Annotated in this window: 19 protein-coding genes and 2 pseudogenes; 12 read left to right on the top strand and 9 right to left on the bottom strand. The window is 74.6% G+C overall.

Going from position 1 to position 16,881, the window contains the following annotated elements; genetic code table 11:
* Positions 1-151: 151 nt before the first annotated feature.
* Positions 152-793 carry an L-threonylcarbamoyladenylate synthase gene (locus ACWDBE_RS17465; protein WP_449790891.1) on the bottom strand — a complete coding sequence of 214 codons (642 nt, stop codon included), beginning with the start codon at positions 791-793 and terminating at the stop codon, positions 152-154.
* 217 nt (positions 794-1,010) lie between these two features.
* On the opposite strand from ACWDBE_RS17465, the gene ACWDBE_RS17460 reads away from it, so the two are divergent.
* Complete coding sequence (locus ACWDBE_RS17460) at positions 1,011-1,364, top strand: hypothetical protein (protein ID WP_449790890.1); 354 nt, start codon at positions 1,011-1,013, stop codon at positions 1,362-1,364.
* 65 nt (positions 1,365-1,429) lie between these two features.
* On the opposite strand, the gene ACWDBE_RS17455 is transcribed toward ACWDBE_RS17460, so the two are convergent.
* The 3 genes and pseudogenes from ACWDBE_RS17455 to ACWDBE_RS17445 all read right to left on the bottom strand — a co-directional run.
* The gene (locus ACWDBE_RS17455; RefSeq protein ID WP_449790889.1) at positions 1,430-1,585 is read right to left on the bottom strand and encodes a DUF6131 family protein; all 156 of its coding nucleotides are present in this window, start codon (positions 1,583-1,585) and stop codon (positions 1,430-1,432) included.
* A 158-nt stretch (positions 1,586-1,743) separates the two neighbouring features.
* Positions 1,744-3,267 (bottom strand): threonine/serine exporter family protein, encoded by a 1,524-nt coding sequence (locus tag ACWDBE_RS17450; RefSeq protein WP_449790888.1) that lies wholly within the window; start codon positions 3,265-3,267, stop codon positions 1,744-1,746.
* Positions 3,268-3,841: 574 nt separating this feature from the next.
* Positions 3,842-4,375, bottom strand: a pseudogene (locus ACWDBE_RS17445) (TetR-like C-terminal domain-containing protein); the annotation flags it as partial.
* Positions 4,376-4,380: 5 nt separating this feature from the next.
* On the opposite strand from ACWDBE_RS17445, the pseudogene ACWDBE_RS17440 reads away from it, so the two are divergent.
* Both ACWDBE_RS17440 and ACWDBE_RS17435 read left to right on the top strand, forming a co-directional pair.
* A pseudogene (locus ACWDBE_RS17440) lies at positions 4,381-4,649 on the top strand (SRPBCC family protein); the annotation flags it as partial.
* Between the two features lie 118 nt (positions 4,650-4,767).
* The gene (locus tag ACWDBE_RS17435) at positions 4,768-4,953 is read left to right on the top strand and encodes a hypothetical protein (protein WP_449790887.1); all 186 of its coding nucleotides are present in this window, start codon (positions 4,768-4,770) and stop codon (positions 4,951-4,953) included.
* Between the two features lie 60 nt (positions 4,954-5,013).
* On the opposite strand, the gene ACWDBE_RS17430 is transcribed toward ACWDBE_RS17435, so the two are convergent.
* Complete coding sequence (locus ACWDBE_RS17430; RefSeq protein ID WP_449808526.1) at positions 5,014-6,417, bottom strand: FAD-dependent monooxygenase; 1,404 nt, start codon at positions 6,415-6,417, stop codon at positions 5,014-5,016.
* Between the two features lie 85 nt (positions 6,418-6,502).
* Here ACWDBE_RS17430 and ACWDBE_RS17425 point away from each other — a divergent pair, with 85 nt between their 5' ends.
* The 5 genes from ACWDBE_RS17425 (at position 6,503) to ACWDBE_RS17405 (ending at position 9,533) form a co-directional block, all read left to right on the top strand.
* Complete coding sequence (locus ACWDBE_RS17425) at positions 6,503-7,159, top strand: TetR/AcrR family transcriptional regulator C-terminal domain-containing protein (RefSeq protein ID WP_449790886.1); 657 nt, start codon at positions 6,503-6,505, stop codon at positions 7,157-7,159.
* 285 nt (positions 7,160-7,444) lie between these two features.
* Entirely contained in the window at positions 7,445-7,915 is a 471-nt protein-coding gene (locus ACWDBE_RS17420) for a hypothetical protein (RefSeq protein WP_449808458.1), read from the top strand.
* Positions 7,916-8,027: 112 nt separating this feature from the next.
* Entirely contained in the window at positions 8,028-8,486 is a 459-nt protein-coding gene (locus tag ACWDBE_RS17415; RefSeq protein WP_449790884.1) for a DUF6343 family protein, read from the top strand.
* Between the two features lie 177 nt (positions 8,487-8,663).
* Complete coding sequence (locus ACWDBE_RS17410) at positions 8,664-9,101, top strand: CBS domain-containing protein (protein WP_449808457.1); 438 nt, start codon at positions 8,664-8,666, stop codon at positions 9,099-9,101.
* Between the two features lie 204 nt (positions 9,102-9,305).
* Positions 9,306-9,533, top strand: coding sequence for a hypothetical protein (locus tag ACWDBE_RS17405; protein ID WP_449790882.1), 228 nt, complete (start codon positions 9,306-9,308; stop codon positions 9,531-9,533).
* A 63-nt stretch (positions 9,534-9,596) separates the two neighbouring features.
* Here the strand turns inward: ACWDBE_RS17405 and ACWDBE_RS17400 are convergent, their stop codons facing one another.
* Entirely contained in the window at positions 9,597-9,833 is a 237-nt protein-coding gene (locus ACWDBE_RS17400; protein WP_449790881.1) for a DUF6296 family protein, read from the bottom strand.
* 254 nt (positions 9,834-10,087) lie between these two features.
* Here ACWDBE_RS17400 and ACWDBE_RS17395 point away from each other — a divergent pair, with 254 nt between their 5' ends.
* A complete protein-coding gene (locus ACWDBE_RS17395; RefSeq protein ID WP_449790880.1) occupies positions 10,088-11,338 on the top strand; it encodes an AI-2E family transporter in 1,251 nt (416 codons plus the stop codon).
* Here the strand turns inward: ACWDBE_RS17395 and ACWDBE_RS17390 are convergent.
* A complete protein-coding gene (locus ACWDBE_RS17390) occupies positions 11,240-11,521 on the bottom strand; it encodes a DUF3040 domain-containing protein (RefSeq protein WP_449808456.1) in 282 nt (93 codons plus the stop codon). The genes ACWDBE_RS17395 and ACWDBE_RS17390 overlap by 99 nt on opposite strands.
* A 247-nt stretch (positions 11,522-11,768) precedes the next feature.
* Here ACWDBE_RS17390 and ACWDBE_RS17385 point away from each other — a divergent pair, with 247 nt between their 5' ends.
* Both ACWDBE_RS17385 and ACWDBE_RS17380 read left to right on the top strand, forming a co-directional pair.
* Complete coding sequence (locus ACWDBE_RS17385) at positions 11,769-12,104, top strand: GNAT family N-acetyltransferase (protein ID WP_449790878.1); 336 nt, start codon at positions 11,769-11,771, stop codon at positions 12,102-12,104.
* 130 nt (positions 12,105-12,234) lie between these two features.
* Complete coding sequence (locus tag ACWDBE_RS17380) at positions 12,235-12,969, top strand: sigma 54 modulation/S30EA ribosomal C-terminal domain-containing protein (RefSeq protein ID WP_449790877.1); 735 nt, start codon at positions 12,235-12,237, stop codon at positions 12,967-12,969.
* Between the two features lie 78 nt (positions 12,970-13,047).
* Here the strand turns inward: ACWDBE_RS17380 and lpdA are convergent, their stop codons facing one another.
* Together lpdA and ACWDBE_RS17370 are read right to left on the bottom strand one after the other, a co-directional pair.
* The gene (gene lpdA / locus ACWDBE_RS17375; protein ID WP_449792664.1) at positions 13,048-14,454 is read right to left on the bottom strand and encodes a dihydrolipoyl dehydrogenase; all 1,407 of its coding nucleotides are present in this window, start codon (positions 14,452-14,454) and stop codon (positions 13,048-13,050) included.
* 280 nt (positions 14,455-14,734) lie between these two features.
* Positions 14,735-16,429: a M28 family peptidase gene (locus tag ACWDBE_RS17370; protein ID WP_449808455.1), complete on the bottom strand. Its 1,695-nt coding sequence runs from the start codon at positions 16,427-16,429 to the stop codon at positions 14,735-14,737.
* 154 nt (positions 16,430-16,583) lie between these two features.
* Between ACWDBE_RS17370 and ACWDBE_RS17365 the strand changes: the two genes are divergently transcribed.
* Positions 16,584-16,760 carry an antitoxin gene (locus ACWDBE_RS17365; RefSeq protein ID WP_449792662.1) on the top strand — a complete coding sequence of 59 codons (177 nt, stop codon included), beginning with the start codon at positions 16,584-16,586 and terminating at the stop codon, positions 16,758-16,760.
* The last annotated feature ends 121 nt before the right edge of the window (positions 16,761-16,881 follow it).

Here is a 16,881-nt window from a genome sequence, read left to right as displayed (position 1 = left end):
CCCCGGTCGCGGCGCCGACCCCCTCCCCGGAACGGCGGAGGGCCCGCCCTCGCACGCCATCGCCGACCCTAGCGGCGGCGGCCCCGGCGGCCGGGGCGCCACGCGGTACCTTCGACCGGGTGGCGCCGCCGTCCCCGGGGACGCGCCGGGCTCAGCGCTCCCGCAGGGCGGGGACCACCTCGCGCAGGCGCTCGGCGCCGATCGCACCCGCCCGCAGCAGGACCGGCACCTCGCCGGTGATGTCCACGATCGAGGAGGGCACGGCGGCCGCGGTCCGGCCCCCGTCGAGGTAGACGGCCACCGAGTCGCCGAGCATGCCCTGGGCGGCGTCGCAGTCCTGCGGCGAGTCCTGCCCGGTCAGGTTCGCGCTGGAGACGGCCAACGGCCCGGTGGCTTCGAGCAGTTCGATGGCGACCGGGTGCGCGGGCATCCGCACGGCGACCGTCCCGCCGGTCTCGCCGAGGTCCAGCTCGACCGACGCCAGGTGGCGGGCGACCACCGTCAGCCCGCCCGGCCAGAACTCCTTGACCAGCTCCCGCGCGCGCTCCGTCACCTCGACCAGCCCGTCCAGCGCCTCCGGGGAGCCGACCAGCACCGGCGAGGGCATGTTCCGCCCCCGGCCCTTGGCCCGCAGCAGGCGGTCGACCGCCTCCGGTGCGAAGGCGTCAGCGCCGACTCCGTACACGGTGTCCGTGGGCAGCACCACGAGCTCACCGCGGCGCACCGCGGCCACGGCCTCGCGCAGCCCGGCCGCGCGCTCGGACGGGTTCGAGCAGTCAAAACGACGAGTCATCAGGGGTCTCCACCAGCAGGCCGCGGGCCCGCACCGTTCCTCCGGCCCGGCCACCTCTCCGGCCGGACACGCCCTGGTCAGCCTACCCTTCCCGGGCCCGCGGCCCGGCGGCGGTGCGTGCCTCCCCCTCGGCCGCTCGGGTGGCGCGCGACGGCGGCGCCGCACCGGGCCGTCCTCCCCGGGGGCGGGTACCGGCGGCCGGACGTAGGTTGCCGACATGACCAGTGACGAGACGGTCCCGCCCGTGGGAGTGCGCCCGGTGGACGAGGTGTTCGCCGCGATCGACAAGGTCAACCGGCGGCCCCGGCCCTGGAGCGGCTTCGAGCACGGCGTGCTCGGCGCCTACCGGTGGGCCGCCGGCGCCCAGATCGCGGCGCCGGTCACCGCCGCCGCCACGGCCGCGGCCACCGACGGCGCCACCGGCCCGTGCCACGCCCAGCTGCTGGCCGAGTGCCAGGCCGCCGCCGTGCACCTCCACCGGGTCCGCGCCCAGGGCTCGGACCACAGCTACGTGCTCGGCGTCCACCGGGCACTGGCCTGGCTCTGCGGACTGCACGAGGACCGCCCCTGAGAGGGGCGGAACCCGGGGCTCACGGCCCTGAACGGCACCCGGCGCTGAACAGCGGTCAGCCCCGGTCAGTAGTAGTGGCGGCGGCCACCGACGGCGTGTCCGAGCGCCCCGGCGACCCACAGGATCAGACCGATGGCGACCAGCACGATGCCGATCGTCCAGAGGATCGAGATGCCGGTGACGAAACCGACGATAAGCAGGATGACGCCGAGGATAATCACGAGGGTCTCCCGGGTTGACGAGTGGCTGGTGACGGGGGCGGTCCTCGTCGGCTCGATCCGGTCGGGCCGTCCCCGGGAACCGGACCGGTCTCGCCCGGCCCGTCTCCACACACGCGTGTACCGCGGTACGGCTCGGGCAAACCGAGCGGCCACTCCCCTCAGCGCCGGTGGCGGCCGCCCCGGCGGCGGGGCGGCGCGGCCACCCGGGGTGCGGGCAGGAAGAGCCGGGCCAGCTCGCGGCCCAGGTTGACGCCGATGGCGAGGGCCATCGCCATCGCACCGGCCCGGCCGATGAGGCTCAGCCCGGCCTCGGGCTCGCCCCGGACGAAGGAGAGCATCCCGAAGTACAGCACCGAGCCCGGCAACAGCGGGCCCAGTGCCGCGGTGATGTGCGGCAGCGCCGAGCTGCCCCGGCAGCGCGCCATGAGCTGGCCGGAGAGGCCCACCAGCCCGGCGGCCAGGCCGGTGGCCAGGATCGGCTGGCCGCCCGCGTTCACCAGCACCCCGTACGTGGTCCAGCCGGCCGCGCTGTTCAGCAGGACCGCCGGCAGCGTGGCCGGCTCGGTGTTCAGCAGGACGGCGAACGCCAGGGTGAGCAGCACCGCGGCGGCGAGCTGCAGCGGCGGGTTCACCGCCCCGGGCGGGACGTCCTGGGCGGCGAGGTCGGCGCCGTTGTTGACGCCGACGTAGAGCACCGTCATCACCCCGATGACCACGCCGGCCATCAGGTACAGCGCCTCGAGCAGCCGGGCGGCGGCGGTGAGGTAGAAGCCCGCCAGGCCGTCCTGGGCCGCGGCCACCATGGGCCACCCGGGCAGCAGCGCGTACAGCCCTCCGGTGATCACCACCGAACCGCGCAGGTGCAGCCCGTTGAACGAGAGCAGGATGCCGATCACGGCGGCGGGCACCGCCGCCACCACGAACTGGTAGAACGCCGGGAGGTCGTGGCGTGCCACCAGCGCCGAGCACCGCTCGCCCGTCAGCGCGGCGACGACGGCGCTGGCGAACACCAGCCAGGCCCGGGCGTCGGCCCGGCCGCCGATCAGCAGGGTGGCGGCCCCGGCCATCCCCCCGCAGGAGAGCACGAACAGCCGCCCGGAGTAGCGGCGGCTGTTCCGGCGGGCCGCCAGCAGCTGTCGGTGCGCCTCGGGGACGGTCATCCCTCCCACGGCGATCCCGGTGACCAGCCGGAACACGGCGGCCAGCCGCGCGTAGTCGACGGACGGGCGGCGGACGGAGCACTCGGCCGTCAGCGAGGGCTCCGACGGCCCGGGCTGGTACGAGATCGCCACCCGGGTGAAGGTGACCTGCGGGTCGCACGGGTGGAGCCGGTAGGCGTGGGCGACGGCCAGCATGGCGGCCTCGACGTCTTCCGCCGCCTCGCCGCTGGCCAGCAGCAGCTCGCCGACCAGCAGCGCGAGGTCCAGCACCTGAGCCGGCTCGACACCCGCCGGCGGATCCGCGCCGGCGCCCTCCGGCGCGGGCCGCCGGTCGGCCGTCGGGGTGCGCAGCAGCGGCAGCATCATGTCGGGCCAGGGTGCCGCGGCGGTGTCACCCTCGGGGCCCGGACGGGCTCCCGGCTCGCGCCGTCCGGGCGCGGGGGCCTGAGGCGGCACCCGTTCGGGCCGGGTGGGGTGTCCTTCCGGGCCGGCGGGCGCGCCGAGCTGCTCGTGTTCCGTCATCGCGACTCCCTGACCCCACCCCCTCCGTCACCATCGTGCAGCCCTTCCACTACCCGGAGTGACGGTGCGGCGAACGCGCCACACCCGGCACACCCGTCCGAACCGGAGCACGACCGGCCGTACACGCCCCGTCGCCCCGCGCGTGCCGACCTCGGCGGCCGCGGGGCGGGCCGGTCGGCGGTCCCCGGCCGGGCCTCCGGAGGGCCTCGGTCGGATTCGCGACGGCTGCGGCGGGTACACGCGGCTGCGCGACGACCCGAACGCCGCTCGAAGACGAACAAGCGCCGGCCGGCCCGCGCGCTCGGCCGCTGAGCGGCGCGTGCCACCCGAGGAGGTGCCCCGATGACCGTCCCGATGCCCCCCGATCCGGACACCCGGCCGATACCCGGCCCCGACCCGACGCCGGGGCCGGGCGGGCCCGATCCGGCGCCGCCGCCGATCCCGCCCTTCCCGCCGCCGGAGCCGATTCCGGACCCCGATCCGGCACCGCCTCCGCAGCCGCACCCCGGGCAGGCCTGACGGCGCCGCCCCTGCCCGGCGCCGGCGAGCGGCCCGGCCGGACCCGCGGCGGCCGTCAGAACCCAGGCGCCAGCAGGCCGTCCAGTTCGGCTTCGAAGAGCAGCGCGAGGCGGAAGCCCGTGCCGGTGAAGTGCCCGGCGAACTCCAGTGACAGCACCCCGTGCAGGCGGGTCCAGAAGACCGGGAAGCGGTGCAGCACCTCGGGCGGCGCCGGTTCCTCGCCGGCCCAGTCCCGGTGGCCCGGCAGGTGGGTGGTGAACGCCGCATCCTGGACGTCCGGGGCCCGCGGCCCGGTCGGGGCGAGCGCAGCGCAGGCGTCGACCAGCGTCCGCATCACCTCGTCGGCGATCGCGGTGGTGTCCTCGGGCGCGTGGTAGCCGGGCACGGGGGTGCCGTAGACCAGGAAGTACCGCTGGGGATCGGCCAGGGCCCAGCCGCGCAGGGCGTGGGGGAGCCCGGCCAGGTCGGCGCCCTCGGCGGCGGCCGTGCCGAGGGTGTCGGCGAGGCTGCGGTGCGCGTCCCGGACGCGTTCGGTGATCAGCTCGTCACGGCCGGCGAAGTAGCGGTAGAGCGCGGGGCCGCTCATGCCCCCCCGCCCTGGAGATCACCTCCACCGTCCGGCAGCTGCGGCCGGGCTCCCGCCTCCGCTGGACCGGCCCGGCGTCGCGACCGGGCTGCGGATCGACGGCGTGCACGTGTGGAACTTCACCGAGCTGCCCGGCAGTGTCCTGGTGCGCACCGAGGAGACCCACACCGGCCCCCAGGTCGACGCTAACGTCCCCGCCGCCACCGAGATCCTCCGCCAGGGCCTCGACGAGGGCTGGCTGCACGATCTGAGGACCGCCGCCGAGTCCGGCGCGTAGAGGAGCCGCCGGACCGGACCGGTGGGTCGGCGGGCCCGGCGCATGGAAGCCCGCGGCCCGGGCAGACGCCGCACCGGGCCCGCTGTGGGACTCCCGTCGACGCGAGGAGGCGGACGCCATGAGCGACCAGCACGCACCCGTCCCGCGGGACCCTCCGGTTCCGGTCGAGACCCCCGAGTCCCGGATGACCGGCGAGGGCTCGCCACCGCCCGCGCACGAGGAGGAGAAGGGGCCCCGGGACGGCCCCGAGTTCGAGATCACCGAACCGGCCCACGACCCGGGCCGGCACGAGCCGCCGGACTGAGCGACTGCCGTACCCGGCAGCCCTGATGGCCGCCCGGTCCGCCCCCGGCCGGGCGCCCGCTCAGGGGGCGAGCAGTCCCTGTCGGCCCGCGTAGGCCGCGAGGCCGTCCGCCGTCGCGCCGGCCCAGCCGACGTACCCGTCCGGCCGGACCAGGAACACGCCGGTGCCGTACGCCTCGTAGGCCGGGATGCGGACCACCGGGGCGGTGAGGGCGGGCAGCGGGGCGTCCGTGCCGACGGTGAGCAGCGTCCAGTGCGGCCCGCGGAAGGCGTCGAAAAGCCGGGTTCCGCCCCGACGGCCGTCCGGCGCGCGGTCGCCGGCCCGCAGCGCGTCCGCCGGGAGGTCCGGTCGGGTCTCCACGGAGAGCGCGGACTCCCGGTAGCCGACGCCGAGTTGCTGGGTCGCCCGGCCGCGGCGCTGCTCGCCGCGGTGCACCCGGGTGGACAGCGCCAACATCTGCGCCGCGTTGGCGCGGCGTTCCTCCTGGTAGGTGTCCAGCAGTTCCCCGCCCGCTCGGCCGGCCAGCACCGCGGCCAGCTTCCAGCCCAGGTTGTAGGCGTCCTGGACGCTGGTGTTCAGCCCCTGCCCGCCGGCCGGCGAGTGGACGTGGGCGGCGTCGCCCGCGAGGAACACCCGGCCTGCGCGGAAGCGGTCGGCGAGCGCCGCGCGCGGGCGGAACTCGGAGATCCAGCGCAGTTCGGTGACCTGCTCGGCGGTCAGGTGGGAGCGGGCCGCGACCAGCTCGCGCAGCCCGTCGAGGGTGTGGTCGACGACCGTCCCCTCGGGGAACCCGGCGACCAGCTGGAAGTCCTCGGTGCCGCCGAGCGGGCAGATCGCCAGCAGTCCCTCCTCGGCCGGGAACACGTGCCAGTGGTCGCGGCCCAGCCCGTCGACCCGGACGTCCGCGACCAGCATCGGGGCGGGGTCGACGGTCTCGCCGGTCATCCCGATGCCGAGCAGCCGCCGCACCGTCGAGCGCCCGCCGTCCGCCGCGACGAGGTACCGCGCCCGGACCGGGCCGCCGGTGGCGAACTCGGCGGTCACGCCCTCCTCGTCCTGCGCCAGGCCGACCAGCTCGCGCCCGAACGCGACCTCGCCGCCCAGCTCGCGCAGCCGCCCGTACAGCACCTGCTGGGTGCGCCACTGGGGCAGCATCAGCGTCTCGGTGTACGGCTCGGCCTCGGAGGGCTCGGTCGGGTCGTACATCGACTGCTCGCCCTGCGGTTCTCCGTCCTGCCAGAACAGGGTGGGCGGGTAGGGGCCGGCCAGCGCGCGGACCCGGTCGAGCACGCCGAGGTCGTCGAGCACCTCCAGCGTGCGCGGCTGCAGGCCCTTGCCGCGCGAGCCGGGGAAGAGTTCCGTGCCTCGCTCGGCCGGCAAGGCGGTGACGCCGTGCCGGGCGAGGTCCACCGCCAGGGCGAGTCCGGTGGGGCCGGCGCCGATGACCAGGACGTCCGTGTGCATGCCGCGAGAAGTCACGGCAACCTCCTTAACGTTGTTAAGTAGCCGTTGCCGACAGCCTGCACTTAACAGCGTTAAGCTGTCAACCGTGACCTCGCAGAGAACGCAGAGAACCCCCAAGCTCGACCGCGGCCAGGTCGTCGACGCCGCCCTGGACCTCTTGAACGAGGCCGGTCTGGACGGCCTGACGCTGCGCGCCATCGCCGCCCGGCTCGACGTCAAGGCGCCCGCGCTGTACTGGCACTTCAAGGACAAGCAGGCGCTGCTGGACGAGATGGCGACGGAGATGATGCGCCGGATGACGAGCCGGGTGGGGGAAGGCCCGCGGGGCGACTGGCGGGAGGCCTGCCTGACGACCATGCGCACCCTGCGCGCCGAGCTGCTGCGCTACCGCGACGGCGCGAAGGTCTACAGCGGCGCCCGGTTCACCGACACGAGTTACGCGGCGGGCCTGGACGCCTCGCTGCGCGTGCTGGTCGAGGTCGGCTTCACCCCGGCCGCCGCCGCCCGGGCCTGGCAGACCGCCTACAGCTACACCATCGGCTACGTCATCGAGGAGCAGGCGATGGGCCCCAACCCCTTCGACGGCGAGGAGGGCTACGACGTGGACGCCCGCGCCGAGCGCCTGGCCGCCCACCCGCTGGCCGCCGAGTCGGGCCGGGTGATGTTCCAGGACTTCGACGAGGGCTTCGAACAGGGCCTGGCGGCGGTGCTCGCCGGGGTCGAGGCCACCCTGCTCGGCTGAGAACGGAACCGCCGGACCCCTACGGGGCCCGGCGGTGTCCGCACCGCGCAGGAACGGTCAGGCGGTCATGAACTCGCCCCCCCCGCGGCGCCCGCCGCACGACCGGTCGTGGATCACCGGCCGGGCCCCGCCCCGCTGACCAGCGGCCGAATCCGACGGACGACGCCGGGGGGCGCCCCCATCCCGGCCGGTGCGCCCGGAGTGCGCGCCCCCAAGGACCGGCCGTAGAACGGAAGGGGAGGACACCCGCCGGCGAGTGCCGCCGGGGCGGAGGAGGTGGCTGCGATGGGACTGCCCCTGGCGGCCGGACACGTGCTGGTACGGCTCGGCGAGGGCCCCCAGGACGCGGCCGAGGCGGTGCTCGACGCGCTGGAGGCCGCCTTCCCGACCCACACCGGGCGCGGCCGGACCCTGATCGGCAACGCCTGGGAGGATCCCCCCACGGTGACCTCGGAGGGCGTCAGGGTGGTCGCCGAACCCCGGATCCACCGCACCCCCACCACCCCCGCGCCGAGCCCGCCGGCGAGCCTCTCCCAGTCCTTCGACGCCCACCGGGCGGGCTCGCCGGGGCCGCCGGTCGCGCTGTCCGGCGGGCTCGCCGCCGACCTGCTCGGCGGTCCCGAGGACGTCGAGCGGGTGCTGCGCGCACTCACCGCCCTCTGCGGGACGCGCGAGGAGGGCCGCGAGCGGCAGGGGCCCCAGCTGGCGGTCCGGCTGCGGCTCGACCCGCGCGATCGGCGCGACCGGCGCGGCTGAGCGCCCACCGACGTGTGCCGACGCGACTGGGCGCCCATCCGCGTGTGCCGACGCCGGGCCCGGGTAGGCGCGCTGACGGAACACAACCGGCTGACTCCGTTCGGGGGCCGTCATGGCCGTACAGCGCAGACCAGGCAAGCAGCACGGGAAAGGGGCGCACCGCCCGAGCGGCGAGCGCCACGACTTCCCGCACACCTCACAGGGCCCCGGCCGGACGACGCCACAACTCCGGCCCCAGAAGACGGTGCGCCCGGGCACCGAGCCGGTGACCGCCCGCTCCGACCTGGAGCTGCGGCGGCTGCTGTCCCGGATCTTCCTGGTGCTGTTCGCCGCCGGGGCGGTGGCCTTCGCCGTACTGGCCGCACTGGCCGCCCCGGGCCCCGTGCCCAACCAGGGCACCTACGCCTTCTTCGCCGCCCTGTGCGGCGGGTTCGCCGGCCTCGCCGGGCTCGACCTGGTGGTGATCAGGCGCCGCCTGGCCGCCGGGCAGGGCCGCGACCGGGGCGGTGCCCCGGGTGCGAGGTCAGGGCTCGGCAGTGCGGCGCGGCCGGATGCCGACCGGCGGAGGTGACCGGGTGCGGCTTTCCCCGGATCTGGGGTTTTCCCGGATCTGGGGTTTTCCCGGGCCTGGGGTTTTCCCGGCCGGGGTTTTCCCGGGTCGGGGTTTCCTGAGCGCAGGGTTCCGACCCGCCGCGACGGGCAGGCGCGGCCCCGCAGGAGACCCCGTCCCAGCGCCGAGGAGGGCACCATGCCCCGGAAGATCAAGGAGATCATGACCCCCGCCCCGGTCACCGTCCCCCGGCTCGCCTCGATGCGTGACACGGCCCGCTGGATGCGCGACGCCGCGATCGGCGACGTCCTGGTGGCGGGCGACGACGACCAGGTGTGCGGGCTGGTGACGGACCGCGACCTGGTGGTGCGGGTCCTGGCCGCGGGCAGGGACCCGGACAGCACCCGGGCCGGTGACGTGTGCAGCTCCGAGCTCGTCGGCGTCGGCCCGGACGACGACGTCGGGCACGCCGTGGACCTGATGCGACGCCACGCCCTGCGCCGGCTCCCGGTGCTCGAGGACGGCCGGGCGGTGGGCGTCGTCTCGCTCGGCGACCTCGCGACGGACCGGGAGGTGGGGGCGGAGAGCCTGGGCTCCACGCTCGCCGACATCAGCACCGCCGCACCGGACACCTGACCGCGCCGGACCTCGGAGCCCGCACCACCGCACCGCCCGGCCGCCCGTGCCCTCGGTGCCTTGGGTTCCCGGGCAGATCGGGTGGCCGCGCGTCCTAACCGCTTCCGGCCCACAATCATCCCACCGGGTCTGGCCCGGTGGCCGTTCGGCAGACCCCGGGTTTGCATGGACTCACCGAGCCCCCAGCGATCCGGAGGTAACGCCGTGTACGAGATGTGGGCCGAACATGACCCGGCGGTGACCCCGCCCGCCGTGGTGTGGCACGTGGTGGCGAAGGACGACGCGTCGTCCTCGCTCTGCGGACGGTTCCTGGAACCCTCCCAGCGCGTCGTCCCGGCAGCCGACGGCACCGGTTCGGCCGCCGGGCCGGACCGGTACTGCGACCCCTGCCTGGTCACCGTGCGCGAGGCCCTGGCAGCCAGCGCGCGATGACCCCCTCGCGACGCCCGCCTCGTCGCCTGCTTCCTTCACCGCATGCTCAGGTTCACCGCGTGCTCAGGGCAGCGGCACCGCCGTCAGGCACGGGTGCCGGCTGCCGGTCCGGGAGGCAGCCAGGACGGTGGCCACCCCGCCGGTGATCTCGACGCGGAGGCCGCCGTCCGCGCTTTCCCAGACCAGGCCCCCGTCGGGCCCCACGGTCTGCGTCTCGTGCACGACGACCACACTCAGGGGGGCGTGCCCGCCGATCGGGCCGGGGAGCGTCACCGCGTAGCGGCGCGTGAGGCTTCTCATCTCGGCCTCCTTCTCTCCCACCCTGTGTCATCGATTCTCCCTACGTCCAACCGCTTGTACACGGAGGACCTTGGTCCGCCCGGGGAGACCGATGCCGATCGACGCGTATACCCCGGTCCGGCGATTTCACACACGGGATGCCGGGAATCCCGGTGACCGGATGGGCGGATCGGGTCGCGCCGCAGAGCGAACCGTCGCGGCATGGGTCATCGTGACTGAAAGGAAACCCGGCCGAGCCCGAGGGGAGACCGCCCGTGGGAGACAACGGCGCCGGACCCGACCGGCGGCCCGCCCCGCTGGGCAGCCGCCGTCCCCGGGTGTCCGCCGGCCGGAGCCGACCGAAGGCGGCGGGCCCGGGCCCGTCCGACCGCGTCCCCTCCGGGCTGCGGACGACGGCCGGGTACACCTGGCGGCTGGCGCTGCTCGGACTCGCCGCCTACCTGGTCGTCTACGTCCTCGCCCGCCTCCAGCTGCCGGTCATCGCCGTGTTCGTGGCACTGGTCATCACCTCCGTGCTGCGCCCGCCGGTCGACCTGCTGGCCCGGGTGACGCCGCGCCCACTGGCCGTCCTGCTCTCCTTCCTCGGCACCGTCGCGCTCGTCGGCGGGGTGCTGGCGCTGGTCGGTACGACGGTCGTCGACGAATGGACCCGGTTGGGCAACGAGCTGCGCGGCGGCCTCTCCCGGATCGACCACTGGCTCACCGGCGCCCCCTTCCACCTGCGCCCCGGCACCGTCACCGATCTGCGCTCGAAGATCGGCGACTTCATCTCGGCCCACCGCTCCGCCCTGCTCAGCACCGCGCTCAGCGGCGCCGGCCGGGTCGTCGAGCTGGTCACCGGGCTGGCGCTCGCGGTGTTCTGCTCGGTGTTCTTCGTGCACTCCGGTGACCGGATGTGGTCCTGGGCGCAGGAGCAGCTGCCGCCCCGCAGCCGGTCGGCGTGCGGCCGCGCCGGTCGCGCCGCCTGGCACACCTTCGCGGGCTACACCCGGGGGGTGCTGATCGTGGCGGCCTCCAACGCCGTGCTCGTGGGCATCGCGCTGGCGATCCTGGGGGTTCCGCTGGTCCTGCCCCTGATGGTGCTGGAGTTCGCGGCGACCCTCGTCCCGCTGATCGGCTCCCCGATCGCGCTGGCGATCGCCGCCGTGGTCGCGCTCGCCGCCCGCGGCCCGTTGATCGCGCTGCTGGTGCTCGCGCTGATCGTGGTCATCGGCCAGATCGAGGGCCACCTGCTGCATCCGCTGGTGCTCAGCTGGTCCGTCCGCATCCACCCGGTGGTCATCGCCGTCTCGGTGGCCGGCGGCGCCGTGCTGGCCGGGGTCCTGGGCGCGGTGGTGGCGGTGCCGGTGGTGGCGGTCGGCTGGTCGGTGCTCACCGAGCTGCGCTCCCGGGGCGGACCCGGCCGCTCACGGGCGCAGCCCCCTGCGGCGGGCGACCTGTCGGGCCACCGCGAGGACGAAGGTCAGCGCCCAGACCAGGGCGAAGCCCAACAGCACGGCGGCTGAGTGCGCGTCGGCGCCGACCAGCAGCAGGCCGGCCGACAGCGCCAGCAACACCGCCGGCACGGCGGACGGCACCCGCGCGGCGACGCCCAGGGCCCGGTCCAGCAGTGGCCCGGGCCGGCGCCGCATGGTGCGCATCGCGCGGTCGAGCCGTTCGTCCGCCCGCAGGTCGTCCTCGATCTCCAACAGGAGCCTCAGCTCCTGTTGGAGAGCCCGGGCCCGTCCATGGCCGTCACCTCCGGTCCCCCGGCAGGTGGGCGGCTGCCCGGCCGGGGCGCTCCGCATACACCGGCCAGGGCGCTCCGTAACACCGGCCGGGCGGCCTCGGGCCGGGATGGCCCGAGGCCCGGTGACCTGGCAGGATCCCGCTGAACGGTGCCGAAGGAGCCATTCACCGCTCCTGCGGCACGCCCCGCGACCGAAAGGCCACCCCGTGTCCACTCCCAGCACCATCGCCGTCGAACGGGCGGACGACCGGAACCGGTACGAGATCTCCGTCGACGGCGAGCTCGCCGGCTTCACCGAGTACCGGGACCACGAGGAGCAGCGCGTCTTCTACCACACGGAGATCGACGAGGCCTTCGCCGGCCGGGGCCTCGCCTCGCACCTGGTCCAGGAGGCGCTGACGGACGTGCGCGCGGCCGGGAAGCGGATCGTGCCGATCTGCCCGTACGTCGCCAAGTTCCTGCTGAAGCACGAGGAGTTCGCCGACGTCACCGACCCCGTCACCCCGGAGGTCAAGGGCTGGCTGCGCACCCAGCTGTACTGATCCGGCTCCCCCGGCCCGCGGCTGGTCCGGGCGGCCCACCGAGGTGGGGCCGTTGGGCCCTGGCCGCGTGGTCGGGTGGCCCGGGATCCTGGTCGCCGGTATGCGCCGACTGGGAGTGGAAGGGCCTGGAATGGGCGAGTTGGTCACGGTGAGGGCGTTCGAGGGGCTGACCGGCGAGGTCCTGGCCGAGGCGCGGGCCCGGGTGGCCGCCGCGGCGGCGGCTCCGGGGGTGGGGACGCTGGTCGAGGCCCTGCGGGTCCGGTTCGCGGCCGTGGCCGGGGGCGTGCTGGCGCAGGTGAACGCCGAGGTCGACGGCCGGCGGATCCGCGTCCAGGAGGCGGCCTCCGGGCTGGCCGACTCGCTGGACCGGGTGAGCGAGGCGCTGCGCGGCAGGATTCGGGCCGTCACCGGAGCCTGGGCACCGCGCCCCTGGTCGGGCATCCGTACCGCACCGTCCACCGGCTCGGGCGGCGTGGGCGTCCCCGAGCTCCGGGTGGTCCGGCGCAAGGAGCCCTCGTTGGTCTGGTGCTCGCCGGAGGCCGCCGCCCGGACGATGGACGCGATGGACTACGACATCCACCTGTTCACCGATCCGGCGACCGAGACCGACGCCGTGGTCTACCGGGTCGGGCCGACCGGCTACCGCCTCGCCCGGACCGTCCCCGCCGGGCCGGCGGGCCGCCGCACCTCGCCGATCACCCTCAGCCCGTACGGCGCACCCCGGCTGACGGAGGCCCAGGCCGTCGACCGGCTGGCGGGCGCGGAGCTGCCGTTCCTGTTCTTCGCACACCCGGACAGCGGCCGGGGCCGGGTGCTCTACCGCCGCTTCGACGGCCGGCTCGGCCTGATCGCCGGGCGCGCCTGACGGCCGCCGGAACCGCGTCGCGCCCCCGCCGAGCGACTGCTCGACGGGGGCGCGGCGCATCTGCCCGGGACGGCCGCGTCACATGTTGATCATGTGCCCGGCGAGGCCGTGGATGGCCTCCTTGACCGCCTCGCCCAGGGTCGGGTGGGCGTGCACGTTGCGGGCGACCTCGTGGACGGTCAGGTCCCACTGCTGGGCCAGCGTCAGCTCCGGCAGCAGCTCGGTGACCTCGGGGCCGATCAGGTGGGCACCGAGCAGCTCGCCGTGCTCGTTGTCGCTGATGACCTTGACGAAGCCGATCGGGTGGCCGAGGCCGTGCGCCTTGCCGTTGGCGGTGAACGGGAACTTGGCGACCTTGACGTCGTGGCCCAGCTCGCGCGCCTGGGCCTCGGTGTAGCCGAAGGAGGCGATCTGCGGCTGGCAGTAGGTGGCGCGCGGGATCATGACGAAGTCGACCTCCATCGTCTCCGCCCCGCCGATGGTCTCGGCGGCGATCACGCCCATCGTCTCGGCGGCGTGCGCGAGCATCAGCTTGGCGGTCACGTCGCCGATCGCGAAGATGTGCTCGACGCTGGTGCGGCCGCGGCCGTCCACCGCGATGGCGTTGCGGTCGGTGAGCTTGACCCCGGTGTTCTCCAGGCCGTAGCCATTGACCCGCGGCGCGAAGCCGATCGCCTGGAGCACCTTGTCTGCCTCCAGCACCCGCTGCTGCCCGTCCTTGGTGACGGTGACGCGGACCTTGGCGTTCGGGTCGCTGTCGTCGATCGACTCGACCCGGGTGGAGGTCAGCACCTCGATGCCCAGCTTGCGGTACTGCTTGGCGAGTTCGGTGGAGACCTCGACGTCCTCCAGCGGCACCACGCGGTCCAGGAACTCGACGATGGTGACCTTCACGCCGTAGTTGTGCAGCACGTAGGCGAACTCGACGCCGATCGCGCCGGCACCCGCGATGATGATGCTCTCCGGCAGCTGCTCGGTGAGGATCTGCTCCTCGTAGGTGACGACGCGGTCGCTCAGGCTGGTGCCGGGCAGCAGGCGGGTGGTGGCTCCGGCGGCGATGATGCAGTGGCCGAAGGTGACGACCTCGAAGCCGCCGCCGCTCAGCGCGACCTGGAGGGTGTGGTCGTCGACGAAGGTGCCCCAGCCGTCGTACTCGGTGATGCCGTTCTTCTTCATCAGGTAGTGGACGCCCTTGACCCGGCCGTCGGCCACCGAGCGGCTGCGCCGGAAGGCCTCGCCGAAGTCGAAGGTCACCTGGCCCTCGACCTTGATGCCGAAGGTCTTGGCCTCCTTGGTGAAGATGTGGGCGAGCTCGGCGTTGCGCAGCAGGGCCTTGGAGGGGATGCAGCCGACGTTGAGGCAGACGCCGCCCCAGTACTTGGCCTCGATGACCGCGACCTTCAGGCCCAGCTGGGCCGAGCGGACGGCGGCGGTGTAGCCGCCGGGGCCCGCGCCGAGGACGACGACGTCGTAGTGCGTGCTCATGTTGCTGACTCCTCCGAGGATGTCACCGTGTCGTGATCTCGGTCCCATGGTGTCAGGACCGGGCTCCGCGCACCCACCGGGTCTCGGTGGATGCGCTCCGCGCGGCACCGTACCGGCCCGCGGCCGGATTGTCAGTGGCCTCCGCTACGGTGGCCGCACCCGCAGCCACCAGGGGCGTTGACGGAGGGAGGTCCCGGATGGAGCAGCATCGGACGGAGCAGTCGGGTACGGCGGTCGGGTGGGCCCGCCGGCCGGCAGCGGCGGCGGGCCCACCCGGGGGTCAGGCCGTCACCCCGTGGGTGCTCCCGCCGGTCGTGCCGCTCGTTCCGCTCATACCCGTTACGCCCGCGCCGGGCGCCGCCTTCACGGCCTGGCGCTGGGCCGGGACGGGCCGGTGGAGCGAGGAGAGGTCCCAGGCGTAGGTGCCGACGGCGTTCGCGATCACGTCGATGTTGACGTCGAAGACACCCATGTCGATGTTGCCCAGGCCGTCGCAGGCCTGGTGGTAGCAGGCGTCGTACGCGGCGCCGGCCGTACCCCCGTAACGGGCTGCCTGCTCCGGGGACTTGACCTTCTCGGCGCCGGTGTCGGTGCCGCCGGCCGGGATGCCCGCGTCGATGAACGGACCGTAGTCGGAGCGGCCGTCGAAGAGGGTCGGGTCGTGCGGCAGGCCCCGGCCGTCCAGGTAGCCGTTGATGTCCCGCTCCAGCTGCGCCGAGCCCTCGGGGCCCGCGTCGCCGCCGGCGCTGCCCGAGCCGTTGTAGACGAACTGCGCGTAGTTGGGAGAGGCGATCATGTCGAAGTTCAGGTAGAGGCTGATCTTCTTCTTCTCCGCGTCGGAGAGGGACTTCACGTACGCCTCGGCGCCCTTGAGGCCGAACTCCTCAGCCGACCACCAGGCGAACCTGACCTTGTTCTTCACCGGGTGGACGCTGAGGTTCTTCGCGACCTCCAGGATGCCGGCGGTGCCGGAGCCGTTGTCGTTGATGCCCGGCCCCTCGGGGACGGAGTCGAGGTGCGCGCCGACCATCACGGTGTTGTCGGGGTCGCCGCCGCGGGTCTCCGCGAGGACGTTCCAGGTCCTGCGCTGCTCCATGAAGGTGCGGATGTCCAGCGTCACCCGGACGGGCCCGGTGGCGGCCTCGGCGGCCAGGGCCTCGCCCGCGGCCTTGGTGATCCCGCCGGTCGGGATCCTCCCCGCCGTCGGCTCGCTGAGCGTCCCGTTGAGGGTTCCCTCGGTGTTGTTGTAGACGATCGCCCCGGCCGCGCCCACGGCGGCCGCGGCGGCCTGCTTCTCGGCGAAGGTGCATCCGCCGCGCCGGATCAGGGCGATCTTGCCGGTGAAGGCGCCCGCCGGGTAGTCGGCCGCTGTGCAGCCGGTGGTGGCACTCACCGGAGCGACCGCCAGGTCCGCGGTCAGGCCCGCCTCCGGGCCGCTCACCGAGTACGTCATGGCGATCACCGGCACCGGCTCGGCCTTCGGGGAGAGCACGTCGAGGTGCTCGGAGCGGGCCTCGAAGAAGGTGTACACGAACTCCTGCTTGGACACCTTGAGCCCGGCCCGCCGCGCCTGCTCGTAGACGTACTGCGCCGACTGGTCGTGTCCCTTCGAACCGGCCACCCGGGTACCGCCGTTGCGGTCCGCGATCAGCTGGAGCGCGGCCAGCGTGGCCCGCGCGTCCCGGGCGCTGCTCGCCTCGACCAGCCGGGAGGCCAGCTTGGCGCCCTTGCGCGCCGGGTCCGGGTCGGCCGAGGCGCTGCCGGCGCCGGCCAGCAGCAGCGGGGCGACGAGAGCGGCGACGGTCAGGGCGGGGCCCGCGCCACGCCGGGTGACGGCGGTTCGCGGGCGTCCTGGGGAGGTGTCGCGGTCGCACGGGGTGACGTGGTCGCACGGGGTGTCGTGGTTGTACCGGGTGGAACGGTCGTACGGAGTGGAACGGTCGAGCGGGGAGGTGGAGCGACGGGTGCGCAGCATCAAGGCAACTCCTTCCGACGGGGCCGTGAGGGTCATGATTCGACATGACCGGAATCCCGTTGCCAAGCCTTTACGCAGACCTTGCGAGATGCGGACCGCGACGCGCCCGGGGATATTGGAGAGGTGGGGGCGTCTCATCCAGGAGTGTGACCAGATGTCCATGATGGATAAGCTCAAGAACCTGCTGAAGGGCCACGAGGAGCAGACCGACAAGGCCGTCGACAAGGCGGGCGACGCCTTCGACCAGCGCACCGAAGGCAAGTACAGCGGTCAGGTGGACGCCACCCAGGAGCAGCTCAAGAACCAGTTCCGCGACCAGCCGCCCCAGTAGGAGCGACTCCGCGGGGCGCCGCGCCCGGCGCCGTCCGCCCCGGCTCGCCGCCCCGGCCCGACCGGCCCGGTCGGGCCGGGGTTCAGCGTCCGTGCGGCCTGCTCGCTCGCCGCGCGGCTGC

It is taken from the genome of Kitasatospora sp. NPDC001132, from assembly GCF_053598415.1.
This window is presented reverse-complemented; position numbering and strand designations above follow the sequence as displayed.